Origin of the sequence: Actinomadura sp. B10D3 (assembly GCF_039871695.1) — a bacterium.
Classification (GTDB): domain Bacteria; phylum Actinomycetota; class Actinomycetes; order Streptosporangiales; family Streptosporangiaceae; genus Spirillospora; species Spirillospora madurae.
The window spans coordinates 446,575-457,930 of the sequence record NZ_JBDPLY010000003.1 but is presented as its reverse complement, the minus strand read 5'-3'; the positions used below and the strand labels follow the sequence as shown (position 1 = coordinate 457,930).

Sequence of the window (11,356 nt, the reverse complement as noted above, 5' to 3'; positions counted from 1 at the left end):
CCGCCACTGCCCGCGTCGGGCATCAGACCACAACGTGACCGTGGCCCTCCGCCAGCGACGCGAGATCCGGCTCCCCGAAGAGCTCGCGCATGCCCTCGAACACCGCCACCTTCTCCTCGCCGTACCGGCGCACCCGGACGGCATAGGTCTCCGCGGACACGAAGGTGGGCGGCTCGGTCTTGCTGTGGAACTTGTCGGCGTACATGACGAGCCGCTCTTCCCCGGTCTCGGCCACGAGATCGGCGGCGGGCACGGGAAGCCCCAGGCGCGCGATGTCGTCCCGGGTCAGCCCGACCCCGGTATGCCGGGAGCAGAACCGGCAGATCTCCTCGGGGAACCCCTCGTCCCGCAGCAGTTCGTGCCCCAGCACCCCGTGCCGCACGTACCGCGGGTAATCGAGCCGTCCGCCGGCGTCGTACAGCCGGTAGACCCCGATGTCGTGCAGCAGGCACCCGGCACGGACAAGGTCCTTGTCCACGTCCAGCCCGCCGCCCTGCATCAGCTCCTCGGCGATCTCGCACACGATCGCGCAGTGCGTCCAGACGAGGTCGAACGCCTCCCGGCTCGGCGCGTGCCGCTCATGCAAAGCCCGGATCTCATCGTCTTCAGGAACCCGCATCCCGCCACCCTATGGCGTCCGACGGCGACGAGCAGTGACGATCCAGACCGACGTCGTTCCAGCCCGCCGCGTGGTCGAGAACGTGACGACGCCCCCGGGATGGGATCCCGGGGGCATCGTCACACGAAAGCGCTACCTGCCCAAGCCCTCGGACTTGGCGACCAGGCGGGCCAGCGTCCCGGCCATCTCCTCCTGGCGGGCGGCCATCTTGCCGAGCTCACCCATGAGCAGGTTGACGGCCGACCCCAGCTCCTGCCTGACCGACCCGATCTCCTGCCTGATCTCCTGCCTGATCTCCTGCTTGAACAAGCCGAGCTGCGTGGCGAGCTCGTCCTTGGTGACGAGGTCCTTCAGGTCGTCCTTGGTGACCAGGTCGCCAAGGGTGACCTGGTCGAGGGGCTTGGGCGCCATGACGGGCATGCTATCTCTCCTTCGGGTCACCTGCTCTCCTTCGGGTCCTGTCTCCGTCGGAGAGTGCCTCCTCAACCTGCCACGCCATCGGGACGCTCGGTCATCAACCGATCACGGTTGGCCACAACGAGCTATCCGGAGATCACCCCACCTTCCGACACGGTTTTTACCTTCTGCCAGGCGACGGTGTAGCAAGACGGGCGCGTCAGGAGGTGACTTCGGTGCGGGGGCCGCCCCAGAGGGTGTGGAAGGAGCCCTCGCGGTCTACGCGGCGGTAGGTGTGGGCTCCGAAGAAGTCGCGCTGACCCTGGGTGAGCGCGGCCGGGAGGCGGTCGGCGCGGAGGGAGTCGTAGTAGGCCAGTGCGGTGGAGAAGCCCGGGGCCGGGATGCCGAGGCGGGCGGAGGTGGCGACCACGTCGCGCCAGGCGTCCTGGGCGTCGCCGAGGGCCTCGGCGAAGTGGTCGTCGGTCAGCAGCGTCGGCGCGCCGGGGTCGGCCTCGTAGGCGGCGCGGATGCGGTCGAGGAAGCGGGCCCGGACGATGCAGCCGCCGCGCCAGATGGTGGCCATCGCGCCGAGGTCGATGTTCCAGCCGTACTCCGCGCTGCCCGCCTGGATCTCGTGGAAGCCCTGCGCGTAGGCAACGATCTTGGAGGCGTAGAGGGCCTTCTCGACGGCGTCGGCGAAGCCGGAGTCGGCGACGGCGCTGCGGGACGGGCCCGGCAGGCCCTGCGCCGCCTCGCGGAGGGCGGCGTGCCCGGAGACCGAGCGGGCGAAGACGGCCTCGGCGATGCCGCCGACGGGGACGCCCAGGTCGAGCGCGGTCTGCACGGTCCAGCGGCCGGTGCCCTTCTGCTCGGCCTGGTCCAGGACGACGTCCACGAACGGCTTGCCGGTCGAGGCGTCGGTGTGCGCGAGGACCTCCGCGGTGATCTCGATGAGGTAGGACTCCAGCCGGCCGGTGTTCCAGGTGCGGAAGACCTCGGCGATCTCGGCGGGCGCGAGGCCGGCGGCGTGCCGCAGCAGGTCGTAGGACTCGGCGATCAGCTGCATGTCGGCGTACTCGATGCCGTTGTGCACCATCTTCACGAAGTGCCCGGCGCCGTCGGGGCCGACGTGGGTGCAGCAGGGCGTGCCGTCCACCTTGGCGGAGATGTCCTCCAGGAGCGGGCCGAGGGCCTCGTAGGACTCGGCCGAACCGCCGGGCATGATGCTCGGGCCGTGCAGGGCCCCTTCCTCGCCGCCGGAGATGCCGGTGCCGACGAAGTGGATGCCGCGCTCGCGCAGCGCGGCCTCGCGGCGGCGGGTGTCGGCGAAGTTGGCGTTGCCGCCGTCGACGATCATGTCGCCGGGCTCCAGCAGCGGGGCGAACTCGTCGATGACGGCGTCGGTCGGCGCGCCCGCCTTCACCATGATGACGAGGCGGCGGGGCCGCTCCAGGGACGCCACGAACTGCTCCGGTGTGTCGGCGGGGAGGAACGTGCCCTCGTCGCCGAACTCCTCCACCAGCGACTTCGTCCGGGTGGGAGTGCGGTTGTGCACGGCGACGGGATGCCCGTGCCGGGCGAGGTTGCGAGCCAGGTTCCGGCCCATCACCGCCAGTCCCGTGACACCGATTCGCGCCTTCTGCATTGGCTCACTCCTCCTCGTGTGCGACCCTGACCAAGGGTTGTACGTGGATCATGATCCGCCCGTTCGGTCGGCGGGTCCGGATGACCGCGTTCGGCTGCGGAAACGGGACGGGATTCAAGAACATTCCGATGGTGACATTCTCCAGGGGGGTGCGGATGCTGGGACTGCCGGACGAAGCGGCGGCGTGTCTCTTCGATCTGGACGGGGTGCTGACCCGGACGGCGTCCGTCCACGCGGCGGCGTGGAAGGAGATGTTCGACGGTTTCCTGCGCGAACGCGCCGAGCGGACCGGTGAGACGTTCACCGAGTTCGACCCGGTCCACGACTACGGCCGGTACGTCGACGGCAAGAAGCGCGAGGACGGGACGCGCTCGTTCCTGGAGTCGCGCGGCATCACCCTGCCGGAGGGCGATCCGGACGACCCGCCCGAGGCCGAGACCGTGCGGGGGCTGGGGAACCGCAAGAACGCCCTCGTCCTCAAGCTGATCGAGGAGAAGGGCGTCGAGACGTTCGACGGGTCCATCGACTACGTCCGCGCGGCGCGCAAGGCCGGGCTGAAGACGGCCGTGGTGTCGTCGAGCGCCAACACCGTCCAGGTGCTGCGGACCGTCGGCATCACCGACCTGTTCGACGCTCGGGTGGACGGCGTGGTGGCGGCCGAGCGGCACCTGCCCGGCAAGCCCGCGCCCGACATGTTCCTGGAGGGGGCGCGGGAACTCGGCGTCCCGGCGGAGCGGGCGGTGGTGTTCGAGGACGCGCTCGCCGGGGTCCAGGCGGGACGCGCCGGCGGGTTCGCCCAGGTGGTCGGCGTCAACCGGGTGGGCGAGGCGCATGCCGAGGCGCTCGCCGAGCACGGGGCCGACGTGGTGGTCAACGATCTATCTGAGCTGCTGGAGAACCATTGAGTGACCGGGAGGGGCAGAGCGCCGTGGACAGGCCGGTGTTCACGGTGGAGCCCTGGTGCGTCCGGGAGCCCGAGCTGCGGCTGGACCGGCTGGCGCAGACCGAGTCGGTGTTCGCGCTGTCCAACGGGCATCTCGGCATGCGCGGCAACCTGGACGAGGGGGAGCCGCACGGGCTGCCCGGCACCTATCTGAACTCGTTCTACGAGCAGCGCCCGCTGCCGCACGCCGAGACCGCCTACGGCTACCCCGAGTCGGGCCAGACGGCGATCAACGTCACCAACGGCAAGGTGATCCGGCTGCTGGTGGACGACGAGCCGCTCGACGTGCGCTACGGCCGCGTCCACCACCACGAGCGGGTCCTCGACATGCGGGCGGGGACGCTCACCCGGCAGGTCGAGTGGACGTCTCCGGCGGACCGGACGATCCGGGTCACGTCGGTGCGGATGGTCTCGCTGACGCAGCGGGCCGTCGCGGCGATCTGCTACGAGGTCGAGCCGGTCGACGAGGCGGTCCGCGTGGTCGCCCAGTCGGAGCTGGTGGCCAACGAGGCGCTGCCGGGCGGCGGTAAGGACCCGCGCGCGTCCGCGATCCTGGACAGCCCGCTGGTCAGCGAGGAGCACGTCGCCAACGGCAAGAAGGTGCTGCTGCTCCACCGGACGCGGCGCAGCGGCCTGCGGATGGCCGCCGGGATGTCGCACGACATCGAGGGCCCGGAGTCGCTGGCGATCGACACCGAGAGCTCCAACGACGTGGGCCGGCTGACGGTCGCGACCCGGCTGGAGCCGGGCCAGCGGCTCCGCATCGTCAAGTACATCGCGTACGGGTGGTCGAGCCGGCGGTCCCGGCCGGCGCTGCACGACCAGGTGGTCGGGGCGCTGGCGGGCGCGCGGCAGACCGGCTGGGACGGGCTGCTGGCCGAGCAGCGCGAGTACCTCGACGACTTCTGGGAGGGCGCGGACGTCGAGGTCGAGGGCGACGCCGAGATCCAGCAGGCGGTCCGGTTCGGGCTGTTCCACGTCCTCCAGGCGGGGGCGCGGGCGGAGCGCCGCATGATCCCGGCGAAGGGGCTGACGGGTCCCGGCTATGACGGGCACACGTTCTGGGACACCGAGACGTTCGTGCTTCCCGTGCTGACCTACACCTCGCCGGGCGCCGCGGCGGACGCGCTGGCGTGGCGGCACATGACCCTGCCGCTGGCGGTGGAGCGCGCCAACCAGCTCGGGCTCGGCGGGGCCACGTTCCCCTGGCGGACGATCCGCGGGCACGAGTGCTCCGGGTACTGGCCGGCCGGCACCGCCGCGTTCCACATCAACGCCGACATCTCCGACGCCGTCGTCCGGTACGTGGACGCCACCCGGGACGAGCAGTTCGAGCGGGAGGTCGGCCTGGACATCCTGGTCCAGACCGCCCGGCTGTGGCGCAGCCTCGGCCATCACGACGTCGGCGGCGTCTTCCGCATCGACGGCGTCACCGGACCGGACGAGTACAGCGCGGTCGTGGACAACAACGTCTACACCAACCTGATGGCGCGCCGGAACCTGCAGGAGGCCGCGGAGATGGCGATGCGCCACCCCGACGTGGCCGACCGGCTGGGCGTGAACGCCGAGGAGGCCGCGTCGTGGCGGGACGCCGCGGCGGCCATGCTCATCCCCTACGACGACCGGCTGGGCGTCCACCCGCAGAGCGAGAGCTTCACCAACCACGCCCGCTGGGACTTCGCGGCCACGAAACCCGACCACTACCCGCTGCTGCTGAACTTCCCCTACTTCGACCTCTACCGCAAGCAGGTCGTCAAGCAGGCGGACCTGGTGCTCGCCCTGCACCTGTGCGGGGACGCGTTCACCTACGAGCAGAAGGAACGCAACTTCGCCTACTACGAGGGCCTCACCGTCCGCGACTCGTCGCTCTCGGCGCAGACGCAGGCCGTGGTCGCCGCCGAGGTCGGCCAGCTGGAGCTGGCGCACGACTACCTGGGCGAGACCGCCCTGATGGACCTGCACGACCTGAACCACAACACCCGCGACGGGCTGCACATCGCCTCGATGGCGGGCGCGTGGAGCGGGCTTGTCGCCGGGTTCGGCGGGATGCGCGCGGGCAAGGGGCGGCTCCGGTTCGCGCCGCGGCTGCCCGGCGGGATCAGCCGGCTGACGTTCCGGATGCGGTACCGGGGCAGCATGATCAAGGTGGCGGTGACGGCGGAGTCGGCGTCCTACGAGCTGCTGGACGGGCCGGGCATCACGCTGTGGCACCACGGCGCGGAGTTCACCCTGTCCGACGACGAGCCGGCGGAGCTGCCGATCGAGCCGATCCCGGTGCGTCCGGCGCCGACCCAGCCGTCCGGGCGGGAGCCGGCGCCGCGCCGCATCGACCCGCACGGCCGCGTCCCGCTCCGCAGGTAGCGCCGGTCAGCCCTCAGGGCCGCAGGGGCTCCCGCACTGCTCGTCGTGGGCGGCCCCCGCGGCGGGCGCCGCCCCCGCGACGGGGGCCGCCTCCGCGGCCCGGTTCTCCAGCAGGCGGCGCGGCCCGGGGCCCTCGTCGCCGAGCCGGTCGTAGGGGTTGGCGAGCGCGCATCTGTTGATCGACAGGCAGCCGCAGCCGATGCAGTCGGTGAGGTCGTCGCGCAGCCGCTCCAGCTGCCGGATGCGCGCGTCGAGGTCGCTGCGCCACGCCTCCGACAGCCGCGCCCAGTCCTCCACCGTGGGGGTGCGCTCCTCGGGGAGGGTGGCGAGCGCGTCTCTGATGTCGCTGAGCGGGATGCCGACGCGCTGCGAGACCTTGATGAACGAGACGCGGCGGAGGGTGTCGCGGCTGAACCGGCGCTGGTTGCCCGCCGTGCGGCGGCTGCTGATCAGCCCCTTGGACTCGTAGAAGTGCAGCGCCGATACGGCCACGCCGCTCCGCTCGGCGAGCTGCCCGACGGTCAGTTCGTACACCCGGTGCTGCAGCCGCGTCATGCGCGCATCTTATGCGACCTCAAGCGCGGTCGAGGTTCCCGCTCACCCGGGGCGGCGATCAGGGGTGGGCGGTCCTGGGGCCGCCGAAGGCGCCCTCCGTCCGGCGCACCTCGCGGCCGAGCCTGCGCAGCCGGAACGCGGCGCCGACCAGGGCGGCGCCGAACAGGATCGCGAACAGCCCGATCAGCCAGACGATGGCCAGCGCGCCGGACACCGGCCAGGCGAACAGCAGGATGCCGAAGATCACCGAGACCGCGCCCGTCAGCACGTACGCCCACTCGCCCCGCAGCTCCTTGCGCAGCGCGATCGCGGCGACGATCTCCAGCACGCCGGTGGCGACCGCCCACGCGGCGATCAGCATCAGCAGGACGAACGCGGTGATGCCGGGCCACACCAGCGCGACGATGCCGAGGCCGACCCCGGCGACGCCGGCCAGCAGGAGCATGCCGCGCGGCCCGCCGGTCGTGGCGCGGAACGCCGCCGCGAGCGCGAACACGCCGTCCACCAGCGCGTACGCGCCGAACAGCACGACGAGCGCCCAGACGGTGATGCCGGGCCACACCCAGGCCGCGATGCCGAACAGGATCGCGAACGCCCCCCGCAACGCGAGGACCCACCAATGGCGGGTCATCGGCTCGAACATGACTGCCTCCCCGGGCCGCGGACGGCGATGCGTGTATCTCACTGGTTGCCGCCCGGTGCCGCGGGGAAGCCCAAGCTCGTCTTTTAATTGGGCAAATTCAACATTCCACCCAATTAACCCCAAAATGGGGACGCCGAACGCGGCGTGCCCGCCCCCGGCGGCGGGAACGCCGGGGACGGGCACGCGGAGGACGGACGGCCTAGTGCTCCAGGCGGCGCACCAGGTCGTGGTACTCGTCCCACAGCGCCTTCGGCGTGTGGTCGCCGAACTTCTCGAAGAACTCCGGCACGAGGGCGGCCTCCTGCTTCCACACCTCGGTGTCGACCGACAGCAGCATGTCCAGGGCGGCGTCGTCGAGGTCCAGGCCCTCGGTGTCCAGCGCCTCCCTGGTCGGCAGGTGCCCGATCGGGGTCTTGACCGCGTCGGCCTTGCCGTTGAGCCGCTCGACGATCCACTTCAGCACGCGGCTGTTCTCGCCGAAGCCGGGCCAGACGAACCGGCCGCCGGCGTCCTTGCGGAACCAGTTGACGTAGTAGATGCGCGGCAGCTTCTCGGCGTCGGTGGCCTTGCCGATCTCCAGCCAGTGGCCGAAGTAGTCGCCCATGTTGTAGCCGCAGAACGGCAGCATCGCGAACGGGTCGCGGCGCAGCTCGCCGACCTTGCCCTCGGCGGCGGCGGTCTTCTCGGACGCGACGTTGGCGCCGAGGAACACGCCGTGCTGCCAGTCGAACGACTCGGTGACGAGCGGGACGGCGGAGGCGCGCCGGCCGCCGAACAGGATCGCCGAGATCGGGACGCCCTTCGGGTCCTCCCACTCGTCGGCGATGATCGGGCACTGCCCGGCCGGGGTGGTGAAGCGGGCGTTCGGGTGCGCGGCCGGGGTCTCGGACTCCGGCGTCCAGTCGTTGCCCTTCCAGTCGGTCAGGTGCGCGGGCGGCTCGTCGGTGAGGCCCTCCCACCACACGTCGCCGTCGTCGGTCAGCGCCACGTTGGTGAAGATGCTGTTGCCCCAGAGCGTCTTCACCGCGTTGGCGTTGGTGCTCTCGCCGGTGCCGGGCGCGACGCCGAAGAACCCGGCCTCCGGGTTGATGGCGTAGAGGCGGCCGTCGTCGCCGAACCGCATCCAGGCGATGTCGTCGCCGATCGTCTCGACCTTCCAGCCGGGGATGGTCGGCTCCAGCATGGCGAGGTTGGTCTTGCCGCACGCCGAGGGGAAGGCCGCGGCCACGTAGCGGGTCTCACCGGTCGGCGGGGTGAGCTTGAGCACGAGCATGTGCTCGGCCATCCAGCCCTCGTCGCGCGCCATCGTCGAGGCGATCCGCAGCGCGTAGCACTTCTTGCCGAGCAGGGCGTTGCCGCCGTACCCGGAGCCGTAGGACCAGATCTCCCGGGTCTCGGGGAAGTGGGTGATGTACTTGGTGGAGTTGCACGGCCACCTGGCGTCCTTCTGGCCGGGCTCCAGCGGGGCGCCGACCGAGTGGACGGCCTTGACGTAGGACCCGCGCTCCTCGATGAGCCGCAGCGCGCCCTCGCCCATCCGCGTCATGATCCGCATCGACACCGCGACGTAGGCGGAGTCGGTGATCTCGACGCCGAGCTGGGAGATGTTGCCGCCGAGCGGGCCCATGCAGAACGGCACCACGTACATGGTGCGGCCCTTCATGCAGCCCTTGAAGAGGCCGCCCAGGGTCTCCCTCATCTCGGCGGGCGCGACCCAGTTGTTGGTCGGGCCGGCGTCGGACTCCTTCTCGGAGCAGATGAACGTCCGGTCCTCGACGCGGGCGACGTCGGTGGGGTCGGAGGCGGCGTAGAAGCTGTTCGGCCGTTTGGCCGGGTCGAGGCGCGTGAGGGTGCCCTGCTCGACGAGAAGGCCGGTCAGGCGCTCCCACTCGGCGTCCGAGCCGTCGCACCACTCGACCCGGTCCGGGCCGGTCAGCTCGGCGATCCCGCGTACCCACTCAATCAGTTCGGTGTGGCCGGTTGGGGCCTGGTCGAGGCCGGGGACCTGGTTGGACACGGGCATCTCCTTCAGCTGTTCGCAGGATGCTCGCATAATGAACAACACCCGTCGTTTTTGCCATTTGGTCTGGACCAATCCCGTCGGCTTATAGGACTTCCTGCCCGATTCTGTGATCGATATCACCCGTGGACGGGCTGACGGGCGGCTTCCCGCACAGACAGTCTCAAGCTGGGTAAATGTGTGTTTCGGTAGCCTTCACGGCGGCCCATATCCGGCTGCCCTCCGACAATTGGAGCTCGGCGACGGCGGCCGGGGTCACGTCCGCGACCGCCTCGAAGGGCGGGCCGGACAACCGCACCCGGACCCGGTCTCCCTGCCGCTCGATCGCGCCGACGCGGGCCTGCCAGAGGTTGCGGGGGCTGCCGTCGGGACGGGTCCGGTACAGCGCCACCGCGGATGGCGCGAAGGCCAGAAAGACCTCACCGTCGAGCGAGTCGACACTGTCGAGCCTCGCGGCGCCGTCGCCGATCGTCACCGTGCCGCCCTCGGCCCGCCCCCGGTACAGGTTCAGCCCGACCAGCCGCGCGACGTACCCGGTGCGCGGGCGCCGGGCGACGTCGGCGGGCGTCCCCTCCTGGACGAGCCGGCCGTCCTCGACGACGACGATGCGGTCGGCCAGCACCATCGCGTCCAGGGGGTCGTGGGTGACGAGCACGGCCGCTCCCGGGAACCCGGCGAGGTGGCGGCGCAGCGCGGCCCTGATCTCCATCCGGGTGTGCGCGTCGAGGGCGGCGAGCGGCTCGTCCAGCAGGAGCAGCCCCGGGTCGACGGCCAGCGCGCGGGCCAGCGCGACGCGCTGCGCCTGCCCGCCCGACAGGGCCCGCGGGCGGGCCGACGCGTACTCGGCGAGCCCGACCCGCTCCAGCCACCGCGCGGCGGTCCGGCGGGCGGCGCGGCGGCCGGCGCCCTGGCAGCGCGGGCCGAACGCGACGTTCTCGAGCGCGCTGAGGTGCGGGAACAGCAGGTAGTCCTGGAAGACCATGCCGATGCCGCGGCGGTCGGGCGGCAGCGGGCGCAGGTCCGCGCCGTCCAGCCGGACGTGCCCGCCCGCCATCGGGACGAGCCCGGCGAGGGCGCGCAGCGCGGTGCTCTTGCCGGCGCCGTTCGGGCCGAGCAGCGCCACGACCTCGCCCGGCCCGGCGGTGAGCGCGAGATCGAGGTCGAACGCGGCGCGCCGCACCACGACCCGCGCCTCCAGCCCCGCGCTTCCCGCGCTCCCCTCGACCCGGGGCGCCGCCGCGCGGTTCACGAGCCGCCCACCCAGCGGTCCCGGAGCGCGGCCAGGACGAGGACGGACACGGCGAGCAGCACCAGGCTGAGCACGATCGCCGCCTGCGGGTCGGTCTCCAGCGCCAGGTACACCGCGAGCGGCATCGTCTGCGTCCGGCCGGGGAAGTTGCCTGCGAACGTGATCGTCGCGCCGAACTCGCCGAGCGCCCGCGCCCAGCACAGGATCGCGCCGGCCGCGACGCCGGGGGCCACGAGCGGCAGCGTGACCCGCCGGAAGATCGTCCAGCGGCCGGCGCCGAGGGTGGCGGCGGCCTCCTCGTAGCGCAGGTCGGTGGCGCGCAGGGCGCCCTCCACGCTGATCACCAGGAACGGCATCGCCACGAACGTCTCGGCGAGGACCACCCCCGCGGTGGTGAACGGGAACGTGACGCCGAACGCGGCGTCCAGCCAGCCGCCGACCAGCCCGCGGCGGCCGAGCGCGAGCAGCAGCGCGACACCGCCGACGACCGGGGGCAGCACGAGCGGCACCGTCACCAGCGCCCGGACGAGCCGGACGCCGGGGAACCGGACGCGGGCGAGCACCCAGGCCAGCGGCACGCCGAACACCAGGCACAGGCAGGTGGCGAGGGTGGCGGTGACCAGCGAGAGCCGCAGCGCCTCCAGCACCTGCGGCTCCATGAGGCGGGTGCCGAGCGTCGACCACGGCGCCCGCGCGAGCAGGCCCACCAGCGGCAGCACCAGGAACGCGAGCCCGGCCGCCGCGGGCAGGAGCAGGATCGACGGTGGCCGCACCGGCAGCGGGTCCCGCTCACCGGCCCGTGTCCGCCGCGCCTGCCAGGCCTTCCGGGGCGCCTTCGGCACGGGCCTCACGGCACCTCGAAGCCCGCCCCGGTCGGCGCCGCCCCGCCCCGGCTTCCGAGGACCAGCCGGAGCGGCAGGGCCGC

General features: G+C 72.1%; 10 protein-coding genes. 2 read left to right on the top strand and 8 right to left on the bottom strand.

Annotation, left to right across the window (positions count from 1 at the left end):
- Window positions 1-22: 22 nt before the first annotated feature.
- The 3 genes from ABGB11_RS08270 to gndA form a co-directional block, all read right to left on the bottom strand.
- Window positions 23-619, bottom strand: coding sequence for an HD domain-containing protein (locus tag ABGB11_RS08270; RefSeq protein ID WP_347630468.1), 597 nt, complete (start codon window positions 617-619; stop codon window positions 23-25).
- A gap of 132 nt (window positions 620-751) precedes the next feature.
- Complete coding sequence (locus tag ABGB11_RS08265; protein ID WP_347630466.1) at window positions 752-1,030, bottom strand: hypothetical protein; 279 nt, start codon at window positions 1,028-1,030, stop codon at window positions 752-754.
- A 205-nt stretch (window positions 1,031-1,235) separates the two neighbouring features.
- A complete protein-coding gene (gene gndA, locus ABGB11_RS08260) occupies window positions 1,236-2,660 on the bottom strand; it encodes an NADP-dependent phosphogluconate dehydrogenase (protein ID WP_347630464.1) in 1,425 nt (474 codons plus the stop codon).
- Between the two features lie 155 nt (window positions 2,661-2,815).
- On the opposite strand from gndA, the gene ABGB11_RS08255 reads away from it, so the two are divergent.
- Together ABGB11_RS08255 and ABGB11_RS08250 are read left to right on the top strand one after the other, a co-directional pair.
- Window positions 2,816-3,565: a beta-phosphoglucomutase family hydrolase gene (locus ABGB11_RS08255; RefSeq protein ID WP_347630566.1), complete on the top strand. Its 750-nt coding sequence runs from the start codon at window positions 2,816-2,818 to the stop codon at window positions 3,563-3,565.
- Window positions 3,562-5,964 carry a glycosyl hydrolase family 65 protein gene (locus ABGB11_RS08250; RefSeq protein ID WP_347630462.1) on the top strand — a complete coding sequence of 801 codons (2,403 nt, stop codon included), beginning with the start codon at window positions 3,562-3,564 and terminating at the stop codon, window positions 5,962-5,964. The genes ABGB11_RS08255 and ABGB11_RS08250 overlap by 4 nt, the downstream gene beginning before the upstream one ends.
- A 6-nt stretch (window positions 5,965-5,970) precedes the next feature.
- Here ABGB11_RS08250 and soxR read toward each other — a convergent pair whose 3' ends face one another.
- From soxR to ABGB11_RS08225, 5 genes are all read right to left on the bottom strand, one after another.
- Entirely contained in the window at window positions 5,971-6,519 is a 549-nt protein-coding gene (gene soxR, locus ABGB11_RS08245; protein WP_347630460.1) for a redox-sensitive transcriptional activator SoxR, read from the bottom strand.
- A 58-nt stretch (window positions 6,520-6,577) separates the two neighbouring features.
- Window positions 6,578-7,162, bottom strand: a complete 585-nt coding sequence (locus ABGB11_RS08240; protein ID WP_347630458.1) for an HdeD family acid-resistance protein — start codon at window positions 7,160-7,162, stop codon at window positions 6,578-6,580.
- A 199-nt stretch (window positions 7,163-7,361) separates the two neighbouring features.
- Complete coding sequence (locus ABGB11_RS08235) at window positions 7,362-9,179, bottom strand: phosphoenolpyruvate carboxykinase (GTP) (RefSeq protein ID WP_347630456.1); 1,818 nt, start codon at window positions 9,177-9,179, stop codon at window positions 7,362-7,364.
- A 166-nt stretch (window positions 9,180-9,345) separates the two neighbouring features.
- Window positions 9,346-10,431 (bottom strand): ABC transporter ATP-binding protein, encoded by a 1,086-nt coding sequence (locus ABGB11_RS08230; protein WP_347630454.1) that lies wholly within the window; start codon window positions 10,429-10,431, stop codon window positions 9,346-9,348.
- The gene (locus ABGB11_RS08225; protein WP_347630564.1) at window positions 10,428-11,210 is read right to left on the bottom strand and encodes an ABC transporter permease; all 783 of its coding nucleotides are present in this window, start codon (window positions 11,208-11,210) and stop codon (window positions 10,428-10,430) included. The genes ABGB11_RS08230 and ABGB11_RS08225 overlap by 4 nt, the downstream gene beginning before the upstream one ends.
- Window positions 11,211-11,356: the final 146 nt, after the last annotated feature.